This is a genomic window from Streptomyces sp. NPDC031418, from assembly GCF_055581605.1.
In genome coordinates this window covers 99,446-122,210 of record NZ_JBVIJC010000030.1, presented here as the reverse complement: position 1 = coordinate 122,210, position 22,765 = coordinate 99,446, and the positions used below count along the sequence as shown (strand labels likewise).

Genomic DNA, 22,765 nt, shown 5'->3' with positions numbered 1-22,765 from the left:
AACGGTCGCTTCCTTTGTACTCACCCTCTCGGGCTTTCCTCCGGGCGCTTCCCTTCGGTCTTGCGTTTCCGACTCTATCAGATCCTTTCGGCGTCCGATTCCCGGTCGGCGGGATCGTCTCGGAGCTTTCGGCTTTCGCCGTCGGCCCTTTCGACATTCACTACGTTAGCCGATTTCCTCGGCGACTCATAATCGAGTCCCGCGAGTTCGAATTCGGGTACGCGGGCGCACCGAAATCGACCCCGTCAAGGGGCTTGAGCTAGGTAGTGGTTTGGCCGCTCCGGCTGCTGGCGATGCCGTACCCGGTTCAGCGGCTCGGGATACATTACGCACCTTCGCGAACCGCGTCAACTTCGGCGGCGGCGTGGCACATGGGCCCGGTAGGGGCTCACTGTCGGGTCGTCCGCCACCCAGTAGCGCCACGGGTGGCGGTCGCCGTCGCCGCCGTCGCCGGCGACTCCGGTGCGGGGGCCGCTCCGTACCTGGTCGGCGGGGACGGGGGTGCCCTGAAGGACGCGGAGCGGGGTGTCGGCGGAGGTGCACGCGTCGGTGCCGTCGAGGGCCCGGTCGATCTCCAGGGCGGTCGCGAGGCGGGCCGGTCCCTTGGCCAGTTCCTTGTCGTTGCGGGCCGAAAGCCGGCGCTTGCGGGCCAGCTCGGCGCCCTCGATCACTTCACCCGCACGGAGCAGTACGGCGCTCGCCCGGCCCTCGGGGCCGCAGACGAGGTTCATGCAGTGCCACATGCCGTAGGTGAAGTAGACGTACACATGTCCGGGCGGGCCGAACATCACCGCGTTGCGGGCGGTGCGTCCGCGGTAGGCGTGGGAGCCGGGGTCGTTCGGGCCGTCGTACGCCTCCACCTCGGTGAGGCGGACGGCGATCGGGCCGTCGGGGGTGGTCCGGACCAGGATGCGGCCGAGGAGGTCGGGGGCGACCTCGAGGACCGGGCGGTCGAAGAAGTCTCGGGGCAGTGGCATACGGTCCGGGGGCGCGATCATGCCCTCCGAGGGTAGTCCAGACGGGTCATGGGCACGGCGGAACCGGGCGGAGGCGGAGCGCGTTTGTAGGGTCGAGTCCGTTCGTAAAGGGAGAGTCAATGGGGTTCAAGAAGCTGCTCGCGAGCCTGGGGGCCGGCGGGGCCTCGGTCGAGACGGTGCTGACCGAGGTGAATGTCGTACCGGGTGGTGTGGTCCAGGGTGAGGTGCGGATCCAGGGCGGGTCCGTGAACCAGGACATCGAGGGGCTGTCCGTCGGGCTCCAGGCCAAGGTCGAGGTGGAGAGCGGCGACCAGGAGTACAAGCAGGACATCGAGTTCACCAAGGTGCGGCTCGGTGGTGCCTTCGAGCTTCAGGCGGGCGCCGTGCACGCGGTGCCGTTCGGGCTGGAGATCCCCTGGGAGACACCGGTCACGATGATCGACGGGCAGGCGCTGCGCGGGATGCACATCGGGGTGACGACCGAGCTGGCGATCGCGCGGGCCGTGGACTCCTCCGACCTGGACCCGGTGAACGTGCATCCGCTGCCGGCGCAGCAGGCGATCCTGGACGCCTTCATCCAGCTGGGCTTCCGCTTCAAGAACGCGGACATGGAACGCGGGCACATCCGGGGCACCCGGCAGAAGCTGCCGTTCTACCAGGAGATCGAGTTCTGGCCGCCGTCGCAGTACCGGGGGCTGAACCAGGTGGAGCTGAGCTTCGTCGCCGACGAGCACGCCATGGACGTGGTGCTGGAGATGGACAAGAAGCCGGGCCTGTTCAGCGAGGGCTCGGACACCTACCGCTCGTTCCAGGTGGGGCTGAACGACTGGCAGGGGACCGACTGGGCGGCTTACCTGAACCAGTGGCTGTCCGAGGTCGGCGGCAAGCGCAACTGGTTCTAGGCTCGGACCCGCTGGTTCCAGATCATCGATCAGGAGGTACCGAGGTGACCGAGCTCAAGCGCCGGCCGCTCCCCCACGACTTCCATCCGCCCGTGCCGTCGTTCACGGTGACGAGCGCGGATGTCGAGGAGGGCGCGACGCTGAAGAGCGCTCAGGTCTACGCGGAGGGCAACACCTCGCCGCAGCTGCGCTGGGAGGGCTTCCCGCCCGAGACCAAGAGTTTCGCCGTGACCTGCTACGACCCGGACGCGCCGACCGGCAGCGGGTTCTGGCACTGGGTCCTGTTCGACATCCCGGCCACGGTGACGGAGCTGCCGGCCGGTGCGGGCGGCGGAAAGTTCGAGGGGTTGCCCGAGGGCGCCGTACACGCGCGGAACGACTACGGGACGAAGGACTTCGGTGGCGCCGCGCCGCCGCCCGGGGACGGCCCGCACCGGTACGTCTTCACCGTGTACGCGGTGGACCAGGAGAAGCTGGGGCCGGACGCGGATGCCTCGCCGGCGGTGGTCGGCTTCAATCTGCGGTTCCACACGCTCGCGCGTGCCCAGCTCATCGGTGAGTACGAGAACCCTGCGCAGGGCTGAGCAGGACGCGATTTTTCAGCCAGGCGTTCATTGAACGTTTGCCCGCCTCCGGTCTTGGAAGTGATCGGAGGCGGGCATTTTTTATTGCGTTGTCCATCTCGGCGCGCCCGTCCAGAGTTGATCCAAGCCCGCCGGGGGGTGGGCAGGTGCACACGGGAGGTGGGCTGGATGCGTGACACGTTGGTCCTCAACGCGAGCTTCGAACCGCTGTCTACGGTGACTCTGAACCGAGCCGTCGTCCTGGTGCTCCAGGACAAGGCCGTCGTCGAGCAGGCCCATCCCGAACTGCGTATGCGCGGTGCCGATGTGGACATACCCGTGCCCCGGGTGATCAGGCTGTGCCGGTATGTGCGGGTGCCGTTCCGAAGACAAGCTCCGTGGTCGCGGCGGGGGGTGCTGGTGCGGGACCGGCACCGGTGCGCGTACTGCGGGCGCAGGGCGACGACCGTGGACCATGTGGTGCCGCGGGCGCAGGGTGGGCAGGACACGTGGCTGAACACGGTGGCCGCGTGCGCGGAGGACAATCACCGCAAGGCCGACCGGACTCCGGCTCAGGCCGGTATGGAGTTGCTGCGGGAGCCGTTCGAGCCGACGCCGGCGGACGCGATGCTGCTGGCCTTGGGGGTCGAGGAGTTCGAGGCTCTGCCGAGGTGGCTGGCTCGGGACGCTGCGTGACCCGGTTCCCCGCGCCCCCTGGAAGGGCGCGGGGCGGAGCCGGCGTTTCCCGGTGACCCTCTAGGACCCTCTAGTCGATGTTCGGCCTCTCGCGGCGTTCCGTGCTGCCGCCGTTGCCGTTGCCCGCGGAGCCGTTGTTGCCCGAACCGCCGCCGAGGGGGCCGAAGTTGCCCATGGCGCCGGAGAGGCCCTTGAGGGCGTCGCCGATTTCACTGGGGACGATCCAGAGCTTGTTGGCGTCCCCCTCGGCGATCTTCGGGAGCATCTGGAGGTACTGGTAGGAGAGCAGCTTCTGGTCCGGGTCGCCGGCGTGGATGGCCTCGAAGACCGTGCGGACGGCCTGGGCCTCGCCCTCGGCGCGCAGTGCGGCTGCCTTGGCCTCACCCTCGGCGCGCAGGATCTGGGACTGCTTCTCGCCCTCGGCGGTGAGGATGGCCGCCTGGCGGGTGCCTTCGGCGGTGAGGATCGCGGCGCGCTTGTCACGGTCGGCGCGCATCTGCTTCTCCATCGAGTCCTGGATGGAGGTCGGGGGCTCGATGGCCTTCAGTTCCACGCGGTTGACGCGGATGCCCCACTTGCCGGTGGCCTCGTCGAGGACGCCGCGCAGGGCCGCGTTGATCTCCTCGCGGGAGGTCAGGGTGCGTTCCAGGTCCATGCCGCCGATGATGTTGCGCAGCGTGGTGACGGTGAGCTGCTCGATGGCCTGGATGTAGCTGGCGACCTCGTAGGTGGCGGCCCGGGCGTCGGTCACCTGGTAGTAGATGACCGTGTCGATGTTGACGACCAGGTTGTCCTGGGTGATCACCGGCTGCGGCGGGAACGGTACAACCTGTTCGCGCAGGTCGATGCGGTTGCGGATGGTGTCGATGAACGGGACCACGATGTTGAGGCCCGCGTTCAGCGTGCGCGTGTAGCGGCCGAAGCGCTCCACGATGGCCGCGCTCGCTTGTGGGATCACCTGGATGGTCTTGATCAGGGCGATGAAGACCAACACCACCAGAATGATCAGGACGATGATGACCGGTTCCATCGTGTCCCCGTACCCTTCTCCGCCTCGGCGCCTTGGCAGATCTTATGGCTGTTGAAGATCTTGCTGGTCGAGTCTGTCAGACGGCCGCCCAACTCGTGGGCAGGTTCCGTCAGATGACGATCGCGGTGGCTCCTTCGATCTCCACGACGTCCACCTCCTGGCCCACTTCGTAGGCGCGGCCGGTGTCCAGGGCGCGTGCCGACCAGACCTCTCCGGCGAGTTTGATCCGGCCGCCGGAGCCGTCGACGCGCTCCAGTACGACGGCCTGGCGGCCCTTCAACGCATCGATGCCCGTGGCGAGTTGGGGGCGCTGTCTGGTGTGCCGGTTGGCGATCGGCCGTACCACGGCGATGAGCGCGACGGAGACGGCGAGGAACACGAGTACCTGGAGCACGGCGTCGAAGCCGAGTCCGGCGGCGCCCGCGGCGGCGACCGCGCCCACCGCGAGCATGCCGAACTCGGGCATGGCGGTGACGACCAGCGGGATTCCGAGTGCCGCCGCGCCGACGAGCCACCACACCCATGCGTCGATGTTCACATGGTCATGGTAGGGCCGTGGTCGGGCGGCGGACAGGGCGCACGGCGAGGCGCGGCGGGGTCAGGACAGCGGCAGGCCCTGGGCGGTCCAGCGGTCGCCGACCTGCTCCACGACGAGCGGGAGGCCGAAGCAGAGGGAGAGGTTGCGGGAGGTCAGCTCCAGCTCGATCGGGCCCGCGGCGAGGACCTTGCCCTGGCGGATCATGAGGACGTGGGTGAATCCGGGGGCGATCTCCTCGACGTGGTGCGTGACCATGATCATCGAGGGGGCGATGGGGTCGCGGGCGAGCCGGCCGAGGCGGCGGACCAGGTCCTCGCGGCCGCCGAGGTCGAGTCCGGCGGCGGGCTCGTCCAGCAGGAGCAGCTCGGGGTCGGTCATCAGGGCGCGGGCGATCAGGGTGCGCTTGCGCTCGCCCTCGGAGAGGGTGCCGAACCGGCGGTCGAGGTAGTCGCTCATGCCGAGGCGGTCGAGGAAGGCGCGGGCGCGCTGCTCGTCGATCTCGTCGTACTCCTCCTGCCAGCCGGCGGTCATGCCGTAGGCGGCGGTGAGGACGGTCTGGAGGACGGTCTGGCGCTTGGGGAGCTTCTCGGCGAGGGCGATGCCGGCCACACCGATGCGGGGGCGCAGCTCGAAGACGTCGGTGCCGGGCTTGCCGAGGGTCTCGCCGAGGATGGTGGCGGTGCCCTTGCTGGGGAAGAGGTAGCTGGACGCGACGTTCAGGAGGGTGGTCTTGCCGGCGCCGTTGGGGCCGAGGATGACCCAGCGCTCGCCCTCCTTCACCGACCAGGAGACCTGGTCCACCAGAGCCCGGCCCTCGCGGACCACGGATACGTCCTGAAGCTCCAGAACATCGCTCATGAGCGCGTTGTCTCCCCTTGCAGTGTGGCCGGTCTCGGCTGTCGCGTACGCCTGTGGCTCGGTCCGCCGCGCCAGGTGGGCGCAGCCCTTATGAAATCTACGCCACGAGCGCCCCGCTCCATTCCATCGGTCCTGTCCTTAGGGTGGAGGCATGCTCTCGGAACCGCGTTCAGGACGCCTCGCCGCTTGGGGAAATGCCCTTTTGGCCGGACTTGTCTCTCCGGATGACGCCGTGCTCGCCATCGTGGGCGAGGACGCGGTGCACCGGGTGGAGGGGCTGCCGGACGAGTCCGGGCCGGTCGGGCTCACGCTCGCCCTGGGGCGGCTGCGCAGGCTGGGGGTGACCGCGCTGCGGGTGGCGCTGCCGGCGCCGGGGCATCCGCTGGGGCTGAGCGGGCCGCCGGAGTTCAATGCGCGGGCGCTTCAGGCCGAGGAGGCGGTGGTCTGTCACGGCGCCGCGTTCGGGCTGGTCCCGGAGGTCTACGAGGCGGGGCCCGCCAGTGATGTGCATGCCGAGGTGGCCTGGCATGTGCTGCCGGTGCGGGAGGCGCCGCCCGCCGATGTGCCCTCGCTGGGCGAGGCGGAGCGGGAGCTGGCGGAGGCGCTGCGGGACGCGACCGAGCTGCTGTCGAAGCTGGATGTCGCCGGGTCGGGTCCGGTGGCGGAGGCGGCGATCGACGCGTACCGGGCGCGGGCCGAGCGCGGGCGGGAGGTGCTGGCGCCGGGGTATCCGCCGCGTGCGGTGCGGGTACTGGAGCTGGCGCAGCGGGTGGCGCTGCTGGTGTCGCTGGCGTACGGCGGCGGGCACGGGGGCGCGGTCAGCTCCAGCGAGATCGCGGCGCGGGCGGAGGCGCTCAGGCCGGTGGAGCGGACGGCGCGGCGGGCCCAGGTGGCCGCGTACAACTCGGTCGTGGAGGAGCGGGAGCGGGGCATGCGGTAGGCCGGCGGGGACGGCCGGGGGTCGGCCTCGGACCGTCCGCCGGTCGGGCCGGCCTGCGCCGGAGCGGGCGAGGTCGGTGGGCGGCGGCCTGGCAGGCCTCCCGGTGCACACGGGAGGCCTGAGGTCGTGGTCGGCCGAACCTCAGTGGTTGAGGCCGAGGTTGCCGAAGGCCGGGTTCAGCACGCCGATGACGTTCACGCTGTTGCCGACCGCGTTGACCGGGATGTGCACCGGCACCTGAGCGACGTTGCCCGAGACGACACCCGGGGAGCCGTGGGCCTCGCCGGCGGCGATGGAGCCGTCGGTGGCGGAGGCCAGGCCCGCGCCGGCGGCCACCAGGCCACCGGCCACCATCGTCACGGCCGCTGCCTTCTTCAGGTTCTTCACTTTCCAACCCCTCTTAGCGTCCACCGCGGCGGTGCGCCGCGGTTACGCACTGAAGAACGCCGGGGGCCGCCAGAGGATGCGCCGTCCGGGTGACATTCCCACGACGGTATGAATCTCAGCCTGGCCGGTTGCCGCGGGTGAGGTCCTGGGCAGGGCGTTTCAGCCGGTCACGCCGTGGCGTACGGCCCAGAGCGCGGCCTGGGTGCGGTCGGCGAGGTCGAGCTTCATCAGGATGTTGGAGACATGGGTCTTCACGGTCTTCTCGGACAGGACGAGGGCGCGGGCGATCTCCCGGTTGGACCGGCCGTCCGCGATCAGGCCGAGCACCTCGCGCTCCCGCTCGGTGAGCGAGCCGCCCCTGCCCTGGCCGGAGTTGGCCTCCTCCTGGGAGAGCAGGGCGCCGGCGACCTCCGGCTGGAGCAGGACGTGTCCCGCGTGCACGGAACGGATGGCGCCGGCCAGGGCGTCCGGGTCGATGTCCTTGTAGACGTACCCGGCGGCGCCCGCGCGCAGGGCCGGGACGACCGTGCGCTGTTCGGTGAAGCTGGTGACGATCAGCACGCGCGCGGGGTTGGCGAGTTCGCGGAGCCTGCGCAGGGCGTCGATGCCGTCCATGCCCGGCATCTTGACGTCCATGAGGACGACGTCGGGCCGTAGCTCCTCGGCGCGGGCGACGCCCTCGGCGCCGTCGGCGGCCTCGCCGACGACCTCTATGTCGTCCTGTACCTCCAGGAAGGTGCGCAGGCCCCGGCGGACGACCTGGTGGTCGTCCACGAGCAGCACCTTGATCGGGTCAGCCACCGGGGACCTCCATCTCGATGACGGTGCCCTTGCCGGGCGCCGATTCCACGGTCAGCGTGCCGCCCACGCCGCTCGCCCGGTCCCGCATGGAGACCAGGCCCAGGTGGCGCCCGGCGCGGCGGACCGCCTTGGGGTCGAAGCCGGCGCCGTCGTCGGTGACGCGCAGGACGGTGCCGCTGCCGCGCCGCTCCACGCGCACGTCGACCTGTGCGGCGTCGGAGTGGCGCAGGGCGTTGTGCAGGGCCTCCTGGGCGACCCGCAGCAGGGCCTCCTCCTGGGCGGCGGGCAGGGCGCGGAAGCCGTTGACGGCGAAGGTCACACGGGCGGTGTGGGCGCGGTCGAGGACCTGGATCTGGGTGCGCAGGGTGGCGATCAGGCCGTCCTCGTCCAGGGCGGCGGGCCGCAACTCCACGACGGCGGCGCGCAGTTCGTCGGCGGCCTCGGCGGCGAGCGCGGCGACCTGGTGCAGTTCGCCCTTGGCGCGCGCGGGGTCGCGGTCGACGAGGGCGGCCGCCGCCTGGGCGGTCAGGCGCAGCGAGAAGAGCTTCTGGCTGACCGCGTCGTGCAGCTCGTGGGCGAGGCGGGAGCGCTCCTCGGCGATGGTCAGCTCACGGCTGCGTTCGTAGAGCCGCGCGTTGGTCAGGGCGATGGCGGCGTGCTGGGCGAGGATGCCGAGCAGTTCCTCGTCCTCGGCCGTGAAGCCGCAACGGCCGTCCCTTTTGGGGCAGTTCTTGTTGGCGAGGAAGAGTGCGCCGATGACCTCGTCGTCGTCGCGGATCGGCAGGCCCAGGAAGTCGACCAGGTCCGGGTGGGCGGACGGCCAGCCCTCGAAGCGGGGGTCCTTGCGCACGTCGGCGAGGCGCTCGGGGCGGGCCTCGCGCAGCATGGCGGCGAGGATGCCGTGCTGGCGGGGCAGCGGGCCGATCGCCTTCCACTGGGCGTCGCTGACACCGTCCACCACGAACTGGGCGAAGCCGCCGTGGTCGTCGGGGACGCCGAGGGCGGCGTACTGCGCGTCGAGCAGCTCGCGGGCGGAGGCGACGATCGTCTTGAGGACGTCGCGCACCTCCAGATGCCTGCTCATGGCCAGCAGCGCGGAACTGACCGCGGCGAGGCCGGACCGGGGGGCGTGACTCATGACCTCACGGTACCGGCGGGGTGTGACAGCGAGGATCGGACCGGTGACGGCCCGGGCCCGGTCCGCTGGTCCTAGGACGCCCGGTCTAGGGCGGCCGGTCCGGGGCCCATGACCCAGGGCGGGCGGCGTACGTCGAAGGGCCCCTGGGAGTTGCGGCCCGCGTCCGAGGCGGTGGGGCCGGTGCCGTTCCTAGGTTGTGGTCACCGCCCGGCGCGGGCGGTGGGCGACGAGGGGACGGTAGTCATGCCGGTAGCGATCATCACGGGGGCCTCGAAGGGGCTGGGGCGGGCGCTCGCCGGGGCGCTGGCCGCGCGGGGCTGGGATCTGGTGCTGGACGCCCGGGGCGCGCAGGCCCTGAAGGAGGCCGCGGCGGCCGTCGCCGGGCCCGGTACCCGGGTGGCGGCGCTGGCCGGGGACGTCACCGACGCGGGGCACCGGGCGGAGCTGGTGGCGGCGGCGCGCGCGTTCGGCGGGCTGGACCTGGTCGTGAACAACGCGGGGATCCTCGGGGCCGAGCCCCTGGTGCCGCTCGGCGAGCAGCCGCTGGACGGCTTCCGGGCCGCGCTGGAGACCAATGTGGTGGCCCCGCTGGGGCTGCTCCAGGAGGCGCTGCCGCTGTTGCGCGAGGCCCCGGCCGGTGCGGTGGTCAACGTGAGTTCGGACGCGGCGGTGGAGGCCTACCGGACCTGGGGTGCGTACGGGGCGACGAAGGCCGCGGTGGACCAGCTCTCGGCGGTGCTGGCGGTGGAGGAGCCGGGGCTGCGGGTCTGGTGGGTCGATCCGGGCGGTATGCGGACCGGCATGCTGGCCGCGGCCGAGCCCGGTGCGGACCTGTCGGGGACGCCGGCGCCCGAGGAGGTCGCGCCCGACTTCCTGCGCCTGCTGGACCGGCGCCCGGTGAGCGGCCGGTACACGGCGACGGCGCTGCGGGAGGCACAGTGACCCTCACCCTGGAGGTGCCGCCGGAGCTGTCCGCGCGCGTGCCGGCCGAGCAGCGGGGTCCGGGCCTGGACCGGGACGACGTACGGCTGCTGGTGTCGCGCGGTACGGAGGTGACGCGGCAGGCGTTCCGGGAGCTGCCGCGGCTGCTGCGGGCCGGGGACCTGCTGGTGGTGAACACCTCGGCCACGCTGCCCGCCGCGGTGGACGGGCGGATCGGGCACACGCGTGTGGTGGTGCACTTCTCCACCCGCGGGGACGACGGCCGGTGGGCGGTGGAACTGCGGGAACCCGACGGGCGCGGTACTACGCGCGCACGTGCGGGCATGGCCGCGGAGGTGGAGGTGGCGGGCGGGGCGCGGCTGGTGCTGGAGGAGCCGCTGAGTCCGCGCGGGGAGCGGCTCTGGTGGGCGCGGGCGAGCGGGGCCGAGGTGCCCGGTCTGCTGCGGGCGCACGGCCGGCCGATCCGCTACTCCTATACGGAGCGCGACCAGCCCCTGTCCGTCTACCAGACGGTGTTCGCGCTGCCCTCCGCGGACGGGGCGGGCAGCGCGGAGATGCCGAGCGCGGCGCGGCCCTTCACCGCGCGGCTGGTGGCGGAGCTGGTGAGCCGGGGGGTTCAGTTCGCGCCGGTCACGCTGCATACAGGGGTGTCGTCGGCGGAGGCGCACGAGCCGCCGTACCCGGAGCGGTTCGCGGTGCCGGAGACGTCGGCGCGGCTGGTCAACGCGGTCCGGGCGGGCGGTGGCAGGGTGATCGCGGTCGGTACGACGGCGGTGCGCGCCCTGGAGTCGGCCGCCGGGGCCGACGGGGTGGTGCGGGCGGCCGGGGGCTGGACCGGTCTGGTGGTCACTCCGGAGCGCGGGGTGCGGGTGGTGGACGGACTGCTGACCGGGCTGCACGAGCCGGAGGCGTCCCATCTGCTGATGCTGGAGGCGGTCGCGGGGCGGGCCGCGGTCGTCCGCGCCTACGAGGAGGCGCTGCGTGCGCTCTTCCTGTGGCACGAGTTCGGGGACGTGCATCTCCTCCTGCCGGATGAGGCCACTCACACAGAGCGTTGCGACGGCAACTCCTGGTGAGACTGTTACACGGTCGATGTGAGCCCGCGCATAGGGCCCACATCACGTACGAACGGGCATAGGAGAGAGAGTGTCCCCGCATGAACGGGGCAGACGGTCTGGTCTGTCCCGTTTTGCCCTTCCCTGATCCACTACCCGGGATCGTAGGTCACATCTTTGCCAGGGCATTTTGCGCCCGCTAAGAATTGCTCCGTCGCTCAGCGCCGTGGGTCACCGGCCCGCGGCGTTCGTGTGGGAGGAGCCGATTCCCCCGGCGGACGCAGGAGCGACCTCCGCGCTATCGAAGAGGTCCATCAGCCATGCCCAAGAACATCCTCAGTCGTGCTCGTAGTCGGGCCCTGACCAAGCAGCACCGGATCGCCCTCGCCGGCGTCGCCGCCCTCGGCACCGCCGCGCTCGCCTTCTCGGCCGTCCCCAGCAGCGCCGAGACCGTCACCACGGGCGCCCCGGCCACGACCGCCCAGGTCGCCTCGGGTGCCGCCCTGAAGAACGTCAAGGGCACGGTCACCGACCAGCTCGCCGGCCAGAGCGTCAAGCTCGACGCCTTCGCGGCGAAGAAGAAGGCCGAGGACGCGGCCGCCGCCAAGCAGCGCGCCGAGGCCGCCGCGAAGAAGCAGGCCGCCGCCGCTGCCGCGCAGAAGGCCGCCCAGAAGGCCGCGCAGGAGCGCGCCGCCCAGGCCGCCGCGAACCGCTCCGTGCAGCGCCCGCAGATGGAGACCGTCGCCGCGAAGACCTACGCGAACAACCTCGACGGCTGGATCCGGCACTCGCTGGACATCATGCGGCAGAACAACATCCCGGGCTCCTACAACGGCCTGTACCGCAACATCATGCGTGAGTCCTCGGGCAACCCGATGGCCATCAACAACTGGGACATCAACGCGGTCAACGGCATCCCGTCCAAGGGCCTGCTCCAGGTGATCCAGCCCACCTTCAACGCGTACCACGTGGCCGGCACCTCCCTGAACATCTACGACCCGGTCGCCAACATCACCGCCGCCGCCAACTACGCGGCCCACCGGTACGGCTCGATCGACAACGTCAACAGCGCGTACTGAGGTCTGGCGCGGACCTCTGCGACGTAGCGCCGAAGGGCGGCACCCCATCGCGGGGTGCCGCCCTTCGGCGTCGTACGGGCGCGGTTACTTGCGCATGACCTCCGGCTCGTGGCGGCGCAGGAAGCGGGCCACGAAGAAGCCGCAGAGCACGCCCAGGCCCACCAGCACACCCATGTCGGTGAACCACTGGCCGAGCGAGTGGTCCCACAGCGGGTCCGGGTCGGTGGCGTCCCAGGGCAGCAGCACGTTCAGCTGGGCCGTGGTGCCCGCGGCGGACACCGCCCAGCGGGCCGGCATCAGCCAGGCGACCTGCTCGACGCCGACCTTGCCGTGCAGCTGGAAGAGGCAGCCGGTGAAGACGACCTGGACGATCGCGAACATCACCAGCAGCGGCATGGTCTTCTCGGCGGTCTTCACCAGCGAGGAGATGATCAGGCCGAACATCATCGAGGTGAAGCCGAGCGCCATGATCGGCAGGGTCAGCTCCAGGACCGGCCAGTCCTTCAGCAGCAGGCCCTGCTGCGGCACCTTGTCGCCGCGGTAGAGCAGACCGATCGCGCCGATGATGCCGCCTTGCAGCATGGTGATCAGGCCGAGCACGATCACCTTGGACATCAGGTACGCCGAGCGGGACAGGCCGGTGGCGCGCTCCCGTTCGTAGATGACCCGTTCCTTGATCAGCTCACGCACCGAGTTGGCGGCACCCGCGAAGCAGGCGCCCACCGCGAGGATGAGCAGGATCGTGCTGCCGTCCCGGTTGGAGAAGTGGGTCCGCGCCGGGCCGAGGCCGAGGCCGTAGTCGGCGGGGATCAGCACGCTCACCACACCGAGCACGGCCGGCAGCAGGAACATCAGGGCGATGAAGCCGCGGTCCGAGACGATCACCGAGGTGTAGCGGCGGATCAGGGTGGCCAGCTGCGAGCCCCAGCTCTGCGGCTTGGGCGGCCTGATCGGCTGCATCGGATGCATCGGTACGGCCTGCGGGGCGACCGCGTCGATGTCCGCGGCGTACATCTGGTAGTGCTGCGAGCCCTTCCAGCGGCCCGCCCAGTCGTAGTCGCGGTAGTTCTCGAAGGCGGAGAAGACATCGGCCCAGGTGTCGTAGCCGAAGAAGTTCAGCGCCTCCTCCGGCGGGCCGAAGTAGGCGACCGCGCCGCCCGGCGCCATCACCAGCAGCTTGTCACACAGCGCCAGCTCGGCCACCGAGTGGGTGACGACGAGGACCGTACGGCCGTCGTCGGCGAGGCCGCGCAGCAGCTGCATGACGTCGCGGTCCATGCCCGGGTCGAGGCCGGAGGTCGGCTCGTCCAGGAAGATCAGCGACGGCTTGGTGAGCAGTTCCAGGGCCACCGAGACGCGCTTGCGCTGACCGCCGGAGAGGGAGGTGACCTTCTTGTCCTTGTGGATGTCGAGCTTCAGCTCGCGCAGCACCTCGTCGATCCGGGCGTCGCGCTCCTGCGCGGTGGTGTCGGCGGGGAAGCGCAGCTTGGCCGCGTACTTCAGCGCCTTCCGGACGGTCAGCTCCTTGTGCAGGATGTCGTCCTGCGGGACCAGACCGATGCGCTGGCGCAGCTCGGCGAACTGCTTGTACAGGTTCCGGTTGTCGTACAGCACCTCGCCCTGGTTGGCGGGCCGGTAGCCGGTGAGCGCCTTCAGCAGGGTCGACTTGCCGGAGCCGGACGGGCCGATGACCGCGATCAGGGACTTCTCCGGGACGCCGAAGGAGACGTCCTTGAGGATCTGCTTGCCGCCGTCGACCGTGACGGTCAGGTGGCGCGCGGAGAAGGAGACCTCACCGGTGTCGACGAACTCCTCGAGGCGGTCGCCGACGATCCGGAAGGTGGAGTGACCGACGCCGACGATGTCGGCCGGGCCCAGCTGGACCGAGCCGCCCTTGGGCACCGGGTGACCGTTGACGTAGGTGCCGTTGTGCGAGCCCAGGTCGCGGATCTCGAACCGGCCGTCGGGCGTCGTGTGGAACTCGGCGTGGTGCCGGGAGACCTGGAGGTCGGAGACGACGAGGTCGTTCTCCAGGGCACGGCCGATCCGCATCACACGGCCCAGCGCGAACTGGTGGAACGTGGTGGGGCTGCGGTCGCCGTGCGCCGGCGGCGCCCCCGCGCCTCCACCGGGCGCGTGCTGCGCGTACTGGTCGGCGGGACCGCCCTGCTGCTGCGGGAACGCCGGTGCCTGCTGCGGCTGCTGCCAGCCGGCCTGCGGAGCCTGCTGGTGCACCGGTGCCTGGTGCGGCACGCCCTGCTGCGGCATCGCCTGCTGCGGTGCCGGAGCCTGCTGGGCCCAGCCGGGTGCCCCGGCGCCCTGCGCGGCGTACGGCGCCGACTGCGGCCGGCTCGCGACGGCCGCCGAGAGGCTCACCCGCGGTCCGTCCGTCGCGTTACCGAGGTGCAGCGCCGTGCCCGGGCCGATCTCCAGCTGCTGGATCCGCTGGCCCTGCACGAATGTGCCATTGGTGCTGCCATGGTCCTCGACGGCCCAACTGCGGCCGTTGAAGCTGACCGTGGCGTGCCGCCAGGAGACCCTGGCGTCGTCGAAGACGAGATCACCCTGCGGATCGCGTCCCAGGGTGTACGACCTGGACGGATCGAGCGTCCATGTCTGTCCGTTTGATTCCAGTACGAGTTCCGGCACTCCATGCCCCACTGAGTTGTCCCCCGAATTACCCCCGTCGCAGGGAGTCTAGGGATGTCGAACATCGGGGGGAACTATTTCAGGCTTGGCCCCCTGACTGAAACCCGGGCCTTGCCAACAGCGCCGGCATACGCATCCGTACGCCCGTTGACGGCCCGGCGGCCGGGCCGGAGAGTGGTGGTTCGCGGGCGCTTTCCGGGTGATTCCCGGGTGATTCCCGCGCGGGGGGACAAGCGCGGCGGTGCGTGCCGCCCGGCGGATCGGGGGGTCTGCGATGAGCGCTGGCACGGACGCCGGGACCGCGCGGCACGGTACGGCAGTGCCCTGGACGGACGTGCTGGTGTCCGCGATCGCCGCGGTCAGCTGGGCGTTGCTCGGGATGACGGGCACGGCCGCGCTCGGTCTGCATCTGCTCGGGGCCGACTCCGCGGGCTCACCGGGCCCCATGACGGCGGCCGTTGTGGCCCTCGGTGCCGGTGGTGCGGTCACACCGTCGGGCGATGTGTCCGTCTTCGGACTGAAAGGGGCCACGGCGCATGCCGCCATCGAGATCACGCCACTCGGGGTGAGCCTGGTCGGTGCGCTGCTGCTGTCCTGGTTCTTCCTACGGTCCCTGCGGTCGGCCGGTGTTGCGGTGGCCCCCGGTGAACTGCTGGCCCGCGCGGGGGCGGTGGTCGCGCTCTTCGAGGCGATGCTGGGCGTTCTCGCCTGGGCCGGTCACGATGTCATCACGTTCGACGGCGACCGGCTCGGCCCGGACCGGCTGCCGGGCGGAGGCCGCTCGGTGCGCATCCCCGGGGTCGGGGACATCGGCGGGCTGCTGCCGGACCACATCGGCCATCTGGTGCATGCCAGGGCCACGGTCGGCTTCGCGGTGGACCCCGCGGCGACGCTGCTCGGTGGGCTCGGCTGGAGCACCGGCGTCCTGCTGCTCGCCCTGCTCGCCTCGCGCCGCGCTCCGCTGCCGCCCGGCTGGGGCGTGCTGCACCGGGTGGTGCGGCCGGCCGTCTCGGCGCTCGTCACCGTGGGGCTGGTGGCCGTGGCGGCGGGGCTCGCGGCGGCCGGGTACGCGGCGATCGGCGACGCGCATCCGCGGCGGATCGCCGGCGTGGCACTGCTCGGCACGCCGAACGGGGTCTGGCTGGGCGTGCCGCTCGGCCTGTTCGTCCCCTGGACCGGCAGCGCCACCGGCACCCTCGGCCACCTGCTCCCCCATCCCCTGGACCGGCTTCTCACCCCCCACTCCGACCAGCCGGTGACGGTGGTCCGGCTGGCGGACCTGGACGGCCGGGTGTGGCTGCTGCCGGTGGCGGCGGCGCTGCTGATGCTGCTGGCGGGGGTGCTGGTCGGGGTGCGGACGGAGGTGGTGCGGTCGGCCGGGGGCGGCCTCGGGTTCGCCGGTCGCTGTGCCCTGCGGCTGGGTGCCGTGACCGGCCTCGCCCTGCCGCTGCTCACCTGGCTGACCGGCCTCTCCGCCCACGCCTCCCTCTCCGTCCTCGGCGTCGACGTCTTCGGCGCGGGCGTCGAACTCCACGCACGGCTGGGCATGGCACTGCTGCTGGGCGCGGTCTGGGGTGCGGCCGCGGGGGCGGCCGGAGCACTGCTGACGTGGGTGACCGGGGTGGCTGGCACACGGGCGGTCCCGGGGGCGCGGGGCGGGGGGTACGGCGGTGAGGTGGAGGGTGCCGCGGACGGCGGTGGGGTGGGTGGGGTCGGGTACGGCGGTGAGGTGGGTGGTGCGGGGTACGGCGGCGGGGCGGAGGAGGACGGGGCCGCGGGTCGCGTCGGGCCGTATCACCCGGGGAAGCCGCACCGGCCGCCCAACCCGGACACCAATCCCTATCTCCGGATGCCGGAGGAGCCGCGTGACGCGGGAACCGGACCGGGCGGCGACGACATGTACGGTGCGCCGACCATCGGCGGACCACTCGGCCCGGTTCCCCCGCGGCCACGGAGGGTCAGGCCCGAGTGGCCACCGCCACCACCCCCGCCCCCGCGGGACCCCGGCGGGCCGAGGCGGGACCGGGGCTGAGAAGGCGGACTCGGCCGGCCGCAGCCCTCTGGGGGCGCGGGGCTGTGTCTGATATGCGGCTCCGCCGCGTGGGCGCGACCAGCCACGAACAACCCGCACCCGCAGACGCCGCACACCCCCCTCCCCGGCCCTCTCCCGGCCGCGCGGAGCGCACATGCGGGGGTACGGGGTCTCATGGCACAGTCGGGGTGGGACGGGTGGCGATGCGCGGCAAGGGACCCGTGTCGGCTCGCGGCAAGATTCCCGACACCCCGCCGACACCCATTGTTCCGTGTCCGTCAGGCGGACCTCGGCGGCGGAAGGCACTGGGTGCCGGATACGGTGGTGACACCATGAGCGCTTCGCAGACCTCCGAGGTCCCCACTCTCCTCGTCAAGATCTTCGGCAAGGACAGGCCGGGCATCACGGCCGGCCTCTTCGACACCCTCGCCGCGTACTCCGTCGACGTCGTCGACATCGAGCAGGTCGTCACCCGGGGCCGCCTGGTGCTGTGCGTCCTGGTGACCGAGCCGCCCGCCGCCCTGGAGGGCGATCTGCGCGCGACCGTGCACAGCTGGGCCGAGTCGATGAAGATGCAGGCGGAGATCATCTCGGGCCACGGCGACAACCAGCCGCGTGGTCTCGGCCGCTCCCTGGTGACCGTCCTCGGCCATCCGCTCACCGCCGAGTCGACCGCCGCCATCGCCGCCCGGATAGCGAAGGCCGGCGGCAACATCGACCGTATCTTCCGGCTCGCCAAGTACCCGGTGACGGCCGTGGAGTTCGCCGTCTCCGGCGTGGAGACGGAACCGTTGCGCACCGCCCTGGTGTCGGACGCCGCGGCACTGGGTGTCGACATCGCGGTCGTCGCGGCGGGCCTGCACCGGCGCGCTCAGCGGCTGGTGGTCATGGATGTGGACTCCACGCTGATCCAGGACGAGGTCATCGAGCTGTTCGCCGCGCACGCGGGCTGCGAGGACAAGGTCGCCGAGGTGACGGCGGCGGCGATGCGCGGAGAGCTGGACTTCGAGCAGTCGCTGCACGCGCGGGTGGCTCTGCTGGCCGGGCTGGACGCCTCGGTGGTGGAGAAGGTGCGCCGCGAGGTCCGGCTGACGCCGGGGGCGCGCACCCTCATCCGCACGCTGAAGCGGCTCGGCTACCAGGTGGGTGTGGTCTCCGGTGGCTTCACCCAGGTCACGGACGATCTGAAGGACCGGCTCGGGCTCGATTTCGCCCAGGCCAACACGCTGGAGATCGTCGACGGCAAGCTGACCGGCCGGGTCACCGGGGAGATCGTGGACCGCGCGGGCAAGGCGCGGCTGCTGCGCCGGTTCGCCGCGGAGGCCGGGGTGCCGCTGTCGCAGACGGTGGCGATCGGCGACGGCGCCAACGACCTGGACATGCTGAACGCGGCCGGTCTGGGCGTGGCGTTCAACGCGAAGCCGGTGGTGCGGGAGGCGGCGCACACGGCGGTGAACTTCCCGTTCCTGGACACGGTCCTGTATCTGCTGGGCATCACCCGTGAAGAGGTCGAGGCGGCGGACACGCACGACGAGGACTGACCCGGTCCGACTGCGAGGGGCCCGGCACCTGTGGGGTGCCGGGCCCTTCGGCGTACCGGGTCCGGTGCCGGACGGATCGGAGGGCGTCAGGACCGGGTCACTGTGAGGGTCACTCCGAGGGCGCCCAGTAGTCCATGAGCGTGGCGACGCCCGGCTCCAGGCTCTTCCAGAGGCCGTCGAAGCTGAGCAGCGCGAAGCCGGCGGCGGGGAAGCCGCGGCGGTTCATCCGCTCCCGGGCGTCGCCCTCGGCAGCCCCCGACAGGATGTCGGCGAGGCCGTGCACCCCCGGGTTGTGGCCGATGAGGATCACGTTCCGCGCGTCGTCCGGGAGCTCGTTGAGCACGGCGATCAGCTCGCCGGGCGAGGCCTCGTACACCCGCTCCTCGTAGACGGTCTTCGGCCGGTGTGCCAGTTCATGGACGGCGAGCTTCCAGGTCTCGCGGGTCCGGACGGCGGTGGAGCACAGGGCCAGGTCGAAGGCGATGCCGGTGCCGGCCAGCTTGCGTCCGGCGACCGCTGCGTCCGTACGGCCTCGCTCGGCGAGCGGACGCTCATGGTCGGACACCTGGGGCCAGTCGGCTTTCGCATGCCGGAAGAGGACGATCCTGCGGGGTTCTGCGACGCTCATGGGACCCAGCTTCGCATGAAACAGGCCATGTGGCGCAGGGAGTTGGCTGGGTGATCCACCGCGCGCGGAGTCCCGCTCAGCGCGCGAGGAGCTGCCGGGCGCGCTCGACGAGCTGGGTGATCGCCGGGCCGTCGGTCGCCGCGTGCGCGTCGGCCGGGTTCAGTATCAGCAGGAGCAGTGCGACGAACCCGAGCGCGGGCAGGGCGAGGGCCCACCAGGGCAGCCGGATGTCGACTCCACCCGTGGTCGCCGGGTGGGGCCGGGAGTCGGTGCGGGCCGGCATGGTCGCCTCCGTGGGTCCTCGAGCGGGTCGCTGACCGCCTCGTGCGGTCACCCCTCGAAGCTACGGAACCCGGGGCCGCCAACCCATCCGGAAGACCACCCACTTGCCCCTGAGCCTGACCCCCTAGGGGATGGGGGGAAAGCCCCACCCTCCTCCCGGCGGGTCAGGGCGATGCGAGCCCCCGGGGGTCAGGGCGATGCGAGCGTCGCGACGACGGCGATGATCACGAAAATGGCGAGGAACGAGCCGAAGACGAGCAGCATCTTCTTCTGGCCGTTCTGCGGTTTCGGGTCGAGCACAGGCTGCATGCCGCCAGTCTCGCACCCTTCCTCCCGATCGTGTGCGCGGGGGTCAGCGTGCCGCCGCCTCGTCCTCCACGGTGCGGTCGCGGCCCGCCAGGAAACCCACCGCCATCTGCGGCACCATCAGGCCCGCCATGAGGGCGATGGGCACGCCCCAGCCGCCGCTCTGCTGGTAGAGCACGCCGACCAGCAGCGGGCCGGGGATGGAGATCAGATAGCCGGTGCTCTGGGCGAACGCGGACAGCTGGGCCACGCCCGCTCCGGTTTTGGCCCGCATGCCGACCATGGTCAGCGCCAGCGGGAAGGCGCAGTTGGAGACGCCGAGCAGCACCGCCCAGGCCCAGGAGCCGCCGGCCGGGGCGAGGTACAGACCGGCGTATCCGGCGAGGCCGCACACGCCGAGGACCAGCACGATCGGCCCCTGGTGGGGCAGCCGGGTGGCGACGCGCGGGATGACGAAGGCCAGCGGCACGCCCATCACCATGGTGACGGCGAGCAGCAGGCCGGCGGTGCCCGCCGGCACACCGGCGTCCCGGAAGATCTGCGCCATCCAGCCCATGGTGATGTAGGCGGCCGTGGCCTGGAGGCCGAAGAAGACGGCGAGCGCCCAGGCGGTCCGGCTGCGGGTGATGCGCAGCGCGGCCTGCTGGGGCGTGGCCTCGCGGTCCGGCCTGTGCTGCGGGGCGGGCGCGGTGCCGCGGTCGCGGACGACCGGCAGCCACGGCAGGACGGCCGCGACGGCGAGGGCCGCCCACACGGCGAGCCCGGGCTGCCAGCCGCCGCCCAGGGCGTCGGTCAGCGGGACGGTCGCCGCGGCGGCGGTGGAGGTGCCGAGGGCGAGGGCCATCGAGTACAGGCCGGTCATGGAGCCGACCCGGTCGGGGAACCAGCGCTTGACGATGACCGGCATCAGGACGTTGCTGACGGCGATGCCCATGAGGGCGAGCGCGCTGGCGGCCAGGAACCCGGCGGTGCCGCCGGCGTACGGCCGTATCAGCAGGCCCGTGGCGATGGCGGCCATGCCCGCGCACACCACGGCGGCCGGCCCGAAGCGGCGGGCCAGCCGGGGCGCGGTGACGCCGAAGACCGCGAAGCACAGCGGGGGCACGGAGGTGAGCAGGCCGGCCACGCTGCCGCTCATGCCGAGTCCGTCGCGGACCTCCTCCAGGAGGGCGCCGAGGCTGGTGATGGCGGGGCGGAGGTTGAAGGCGGACAGCACGATGCCGACGACGACCAGCCGCGTCGTCCACGCGCGCGTGGACGGCGATGTCCCGGCGTTCCCGGGTGGGCTCGTCGCGGCGGGCGCGCCGCACTCGGTCGGTTGCGTCGCCGTACGGGCGTCCGCGCAGGTCTCCGTAGGGGTCTGTGCGGTCCGGGTTTCCTCGCTAGCCATGAGCCCCATCATAGAATCATGGGATGATTGGTTGTCCATCCTTGCGGCGGCTCCGGCCGTCCCCGCTGTGCGAAGGTGTGCCATGCCCCTGAGCCACCCCCGCCGCTCGGCACTGTCCGAGCAGGTCATCGCGGAACTGCGCAATCAGATCGCCACCGGCGAGTGGCCGGTCGGCTCCCGGATCCCCACCGAGCCGGAGCTGGTCGAGCAGCTCGGCGTCGCGCGCAACACGGTCCGCGAGGCCGTCCGCGCCCTCGCCCACAACGGGCTGCTGGACATCCGGCAGGGCTCCGGCACCTATGTCGCGGCCACCAGCGAGCTGGCCGGGGTGATGCACCGCCGGTTCGCCGGGGCCGACCCGCGGCACATCGCCGAGCTGCGCTCCACATTGGAGTCGGCCGCCGCGAAGCTGGCCGCCGAGCGGCGCACCGAGAAGGACCTCAAGCAGTTGGACGCGGTGCTGGTGCGGCGGGAGGAGGCCTGGCAGAGCGGTGACGCGGAGGCCTTCGTGGCCGCCGACGCCACCTTCCACCTGGCGGTGGTGGCGGCCTCGCACAACGACGTGATGACGGCGATGTACGCCGACCTGGGCGAGGTGCTGCGGGACTGGCTGCGGGCGGACGTCGGCGCGGAGCTGACCCCGGAGACCCACATGGACCACACGCGGCTGGTGGACGCCATCCGTGCGGGGGACGCCGAGGCGGCCGCGCAGGAGGCCGCGAGCTATCCGTTCCTGTGCCGCCCGGGCCGGTTCAGCGCCCCTTCCGGTGGCTGACCCACGCCGCGCGGACCTGTGTCCAGCAGCGGCCGGTGAGCCGTACGGTCATGGCGGGACCGGCGTCCACCGGGGCGGTGTCGGTGTCGATGTCCCACCAGTGGGCGCACTCGATGTGCAGGCTCACCCGATCGATGTCGACATAGGGATTGTGACAGTAGGCCACCACATGGGACCCCTGGACGGCGATCCGGCACGACGCGCCGAACAGGCCGGGCGCGGGCGGCTTGGCGTCGTCCACGCGCGCGTGGGGCGAGGCGTCGTACGGCAGGCAGAGCACGAGGGCCAGGGCGACGGTCACCGGGGCCAGGCTGCGGAACAGGCGCACAAGGGGACCTCCTCGGCCGGGCTGCGGAGGGACGTGCGGGTGAACGCGTAATCCAGAGTGCGCCGGTGCTGCGGCGGCGGCCCGGCCGGTGGGCCGAACGGGTGACGCCCCGCCCCCGCGCGGTGCGGGAGACGGGGCGTCATCCGGTGTCGTACGGGCGTCAGGCGCCGATCGCGTGCAGACCGCCGTCGACGTGGATGATCTCGCCGGTGGTCTTCGGGAACCAGTCGCTCAGCAGGGCGACGATGCCGCGGCCGGCCGGCTCCGGGTCCTTGAGGTCCCACTCCAGCGGGGAGCGGGTGTCCCACACGGAGGCCAGGTCGCTGAAGCCCGGGATGGACTTGGCGGCCATGGAGCCGATCGGGCCCGCCGAGATGAGGTTGCAGCGGATGTTCTGCTTGCCCAGGTCGCGCGCCATGTAGCGGCTGGTCGCCTCCAGGGCGGCCTTGGCCGGGCCCATCCAGTCGTACTGCGGCCAGGCGAACTGGGCGTCGAAGGTGAGGCCGACGACCGAGCCGCCGTTCTGCATCAGCGGCAGGCAGGCCATGGTCAGCGACTTGAGGGAGAACGCCGAGACGTGCATGGCGGTGGCCACGGACTCGAACGGCGTGTTGAGGAAGTTGCCGCCGAGCGCGTCCTGCGGCGCGAAGCCGATGGAGTGCACGACGCCGTCGAGGCCGCCCAGCTCCTCGCCGACGAGGTCGGCCAGGCGGCCCAGGTGCTCGTCGTTGGTGACGTCGAGCTCGATGACCTTGGTGGGCTTGGGGAGCTTCTTGGCGATGCGCTCGGTCAGGGTGGGACGCGGGAACGCGGTCAGGATGACCTCGGCGCCCTGCTCCTGGGCCAGCTTGGCCGCGTGGAAGGCGATGGAGGACTCCATCAGCACGCCGGTGATCAGGACGCGCTTGCCCTCGAGGATTCCGCTCAT

Annotated in this window: 24 protein-coding genes; 10 read left to right on the top strand and 14 right to left on the bottom strand. The window is 71.8% G+C overall.

Features of this window, described 5'->3' with window-relative positions; genetic code table 11:
- Window positions 1–347: 347 nt before the first annotated feature.
- The gene (locus tag ACZ5CZ_RS34445; RefSeq protein WP_385843300.1) at window positions 348–998 is read right to left on the bottom strand and encodes a DNA-3-methyladenine glycosylase; all 651 of its coding nucleotides are present in this window, start codon (window positions 996–998) and stop codon (window positions 348–350) included.
- A 98-nt stretch (window positions 999–1,096) separates the two neighbouring features.
- Between ACZ5CZ_RS34445 and ACZ5CZ_RS34440 the strand changes: the two genes are divergently transcribed.
- The 3 genes from ACZ5CZ_RS34440 (at window position 1,097) to ACZ5CZ_RS34430 (ending at window position 3,138) form a co-directional block, all read left to right on the top strand.
- Window positions 1,097–1,879 carry a sporulation protein gene (locus ACZ5CZ_RS34440; RefSeq protein ID WP_450790314.1) on the top strand — a complete coding sequence of 261 codons (783 nt, stop codon included), beginning with the start codon at window positions 1,097–1,099 and terminating at the stop codon, window positions 1,877–1,879.
- A 44-nt stretch (window positions 1,880–1,923) separates the two neighbouring features.
- Window positions 1,924–2,463 carry a YbhB/YbcL family Raf kinase inhibitor-like protein gene (locus tag ACZ5CZ_RS34435; protein WP_467542172.1) on the top strand — a complete coding sequence of 180 codons (540 nt, stop codon included), beginning with the start codon at window positions 1,924–1,926 and terminating at the stop codon, window positions 2,461–2,463.
- Window positions 2,464–2,631: 168 nt separating this feature from the next.
- On the top strand, window positions 2,632–3,138 hold the full coding sequence (locus tag ACZ5CZ_RS34430; RefSeq protein ID WP_468948503.1) for an HNH endonuclease: 507 nt from the start codon (window positions 2,632–2,634) through the stop codon (window positions 3,136–3,138).
- Between the two features lie 70 nt (window positions 3,139–3,208).
- Here ACZ5CZ_RS34430 and ACZ5CZ_RS34425 read toward each other — a convergent pair whose 3' ends face one another.
- From ACZ5CZ_RS34425 to ACZ5CZ_RS34415, 3 genes are all read right to left on the bottom strand, one after another.
- The gene (locus tag ACZ5CZ_RS34425) at window positions 3,209–4,168 is read right to left on the bottom strand and encodes an SPFH domain-containing protein (RefSeq protein WP_385843296.1); all 960 of its coding nucleotides are present in this window, start codon (window positions 4,166–4,168) and stop codon (window positions 3,209–3,211) included.
- Between the two features lie 109 nt (window positions 4,169–4,277).
- Window positions 4,278–4,706, bottom strand: coding sequence for an NfeD family protein (locus ACZ5CZ_RS34420; protein ID WP_468948500.1), 429 nt, complete (start codon window positions 4,704–4,706; stop codon window positions 4,278–4,280).
- A gap of 60 nt (window positions 4,707–4,766) precedes the next feature.
- Window positions 4,767–5,564 carry an ABC transporter ATP-binding protein gene (locus ACZ5CZ_RS34415; RefSeq protein WP_385843294.1) on the bottom strand — a complete coding sequence of 266 codons (798 nt, stop codon included), beginning with the start codon at window positions 5,562–5,564 and terminating at the stop codon, window positions 4,767–4,769.
- A gap of 151 nt (window positions 5,565–5,715) precedes the next feature.
- Between ACZ5CZ_RS34415 and ACZ5CZ_RS34410 the strand changes: the two genes are divergently transcribed.
- Entirely contained in the window at window positions 5,716–6,504 is a 789-nt protein-coding gene (locus ACZ5CZ_RS34410) for a hypothetical protein (protein ID WP_468948498.1), read from the top strand.
- A gap of 141 nt (window positions 6,505–6,645) precedes the next feature.
- Here ACZ5CZ_RS34410 and ACZ5CZ_RS34405 read toward each other — a convergent pair whose 3' ends face one another.
- The 3 genes from ACZ5CZ_RS34405 to ACZ5CZ_RS34395 all read right to left on the bottom strand — a co-directional run bounded on the left by ACZ5CZ_RS34405 (window position 6,646) and on the right by ACZ5CZ_RS34395 (window position 8,830).
- The gene (locus ACZ5CZ_RS34405) at window positions 6,646–6,891 is read right to left on the bottom strand and encodes a chaplin (RefSeq protein ID WP_385843292.1); all 246 of its coding nucleotides are present in this window, start codon (window positions 6,889–6,891) and stop codon (window positions 6,646–6,648) included.
- 159 nt (window positions 6,892–7,050) lie between these two features.
- A complete protein-coding gene (locus tag ACZ5CZ_RS34400) occupies window positions 7,051–7,692 on the bottom strand; it encodes a response regulator (protein WP_385843291.1) in 642 nt (213 codons plus the stop codon).
- The gene (locus ACZ5CZ_RS34395; RefSeq protein ID WP_385843290.1) at window positions 7,685–8,830 is read right to left on the bottom strand and encodes a GAF domain-containing sensor histidine kinase; all 1,146 of its coding nucleotides are present in this window, start codon (window positions 8,828–8,830) and stop codon (window positions 7,685–7,687) included. The genes ACZ5CZ_RS34400 and ACZ5CZ_RS34395 overlap by 8 nt, the downstream gene beginning before the upstream one ends.
- 243 nt (window positions 8,831–9,073) lie before the next feature.
- Between ACZ5CZ_RS34395 and ACZ5CZ_RS34390 the strand changes: the two genes are divergently transcribed.
- From ACZ5CZ_RS34390 to ACZ5CZ_RS34380, 3 genes are all read left to right on the top strand, one after another.
- Complete coding sequence (locus ACZ5CZ_RS34390) at window positions 9,074–9,772, top strand: SDR family NAD(P)-dependent oxidoreductase (RefSeq protein ID WP_468948495.1); 699 nt, start codon at window positions 9,074–9,076, stop codon at window positions 9,770–9,772.
- Window positions 9,769–10,848, top strand: coding sequence for an S-adenosylmethionine:tRNA ribosyltransferase-isomerase (locus tag ACZ5CZ_RS34385; protein WP_468948493.1), 1,080 nt, complete (start codon window positions 9,769–9,771; stop codon window positions 10,846–10,848). The genes ACZ5CZ_RS34390 and ACZ5CZ_RS34385 overlap by 4 nt, the downstream gene beginning before the upstream one ends.
- Window positions 10,849–11,147: 299 nt before the next feature.
- On the top strand, window positions 11,148–11,906 hold the full coding sequence (locus tag ACZ5CZ_RS34380; protein ID WP_468948491.1) for a transglycosylase SLT domain-containing protein: 759 nt from the start codon (window positions 11,148–11,150) through the stop codon (window positions 11,904–11,906).
- 84 nt (window positions 11,907–11,990) lie between these two features.
- Here ACZ5CZ_RS34380 and ACZ5CZ_RS34375 read toward each other — a convergent pair whose 3' ends face one another.
- Window positions 11,991–14,555: an ABC transporter ATP-binding protein/permease gene (locus ACZ5CZ_RS34375; RefSeq protein WP_385843286.1), complete on the bottom strand. Its 2,565-nt coding sequence runs from the start codon at window positions 14,553–14,555 to the stop codon at window positions 11,991–11,993.
- A gap of 274 nt (window positions 14,556–14,829) precedes the next feature.
- Between ACZ5CZ_RS34375 and ACZ5CZ_RS34370 the strand changes: the two genes are divergently transcribed.
- Both ACZ5CZ_RS34370 and serB read left to right on the top strand, forming a co-directional pair.
- The gene (locus ACZ5CZ_RS34370) at window positions 14,830–16,587 is read left to right on the top strand and encodes a streptophobe family protein (protein WP_468948488.1); all 1,758 of its coding nucleotides are present in this window, start codon (window positions 14,830–14,832) and stop codon (window positions 16,585–16,587) included.
- A 332-nt stretch (window positions 16,588–16,919) separates the two neighbouring features.
- On the top strand, window positions 16,920–18,128 hold the full coding sequence (serB, locus tag ACZ5CZ_RS34365; protein ID WP_385843284.1) for a phosphoserine phosphatase SerB: 1,209 nt from the start codon (window positions 16,920–16,922) through the stop codon (window positions 18,126–18,128).
- Between the two features lie 109 nt (window positions 18,129–18,237).
- Here serB and ACZ5CZ_RS34360 read toward each other — a convergent pair whose 3' ends face one another.
- The 4 genes from ACZ5CZ_RS34360 to ACZ5CZ_RS34345 all read right to left on the bottom strand — a co-directional run bounded on the left by ACZ5CZ_RS34360 (window position 18,238) and on the right by ACZ5CZ_RS34345 (window position 20,746).
- Complete coding sequence (locus ACZ5CZ_RS34360; RefSeq protein ID WP_385843283.1) at window positions 18,238–18,756, bottom strand: SixA phosphatase family protein; 519 nt, start codon at window positions 18,754–18,756, stop codon at window positions 18,238–18,240.
- Between the two features lie 76 nt (window positions 18,757–18,832).
- Complete coding sequence (locus ACZ5CZ_RS34355; RefSeq protein ID WP_385843281.1) at window positions 18,833–19,039, bottom strand: hypothetical protein; 207 nt, start codon at window positions 19,037–19,039, stop codon at window positions 18,833–18,835.
- 188 nt (window positions 19,040–19,227) lie between these two features.
- Window positions 19,228–19,347, bottom strand: coding sequence for an SGM_5486 family transporter-associated protein (locus ACZ5CZ_RS34350; RefSeq protein WP_385843280.1), 120 nt, complete (start codon window positions 19,345–19,347; stop codon window positions 19,228–19,230).
- Between the two features lie 43 nt (window positions 19,348–19,390).
- A complete protein-coding gene (locus tag ACZ5CZ_RS34345) occupies window positions 19,391–20,746 on the bottom strand; it encodes a CynX/NimT family MFS transporter (RefSeq protein ID WP_468948485.1) in 1,356 nt (451 codons plus the stop codon).
- A gap of 70 nt (window positions 20,747–20,816) precedes the next feature.
- On the opposite strand from ACZ5CZ_RS34345, the gene ACZ5CZ_RS34340 reads away from it, so the two are divergent.
- On the top strand, window positions 20,817–21,509 hold the full coding sequence (locus tag ACZ5CZ_RS34340; RefSeq protein ID WP_385843278.1) for a FadR/GntR family transcriptional regulator: 693 nt from the start codon (window positions 20,817–20,819) through the stop codon (window positions 21,507–21,509).
- On the opposite strand, the gene ACZ5CZ_RS34335 is transcribed toward ACZ5CZ_RS34340, so the two are convergent.
- On the bottom strand, window positions 21,487–21,837 hold the full coding sequence (locus ACZ5CZ_RS34335) for a hypothetical protein (RefSeq protein WP_385843277.1): 351 nt from the start codon (window positions 21,835–21,837) through the stop codon (window positions 21,487–21,489). The genes ACZ5CZ_RS34340 and ACZ5CZ_RS34335 overlap by 23 nt on opposite strands.
- Window positions 21,838–21,997: 160 nt before the next feature.
- Window positions 21,998–22,765, bottom strand: coding sequence for an enoyl-ACP reductase FabI (gene fabI / locus ACZ5CZ_RS34330; RefSeq protein ID WP_385843276.1), 768 nt, complete (start codon window positions 22,763–22,765; stop codon window positions 21,998–22,000).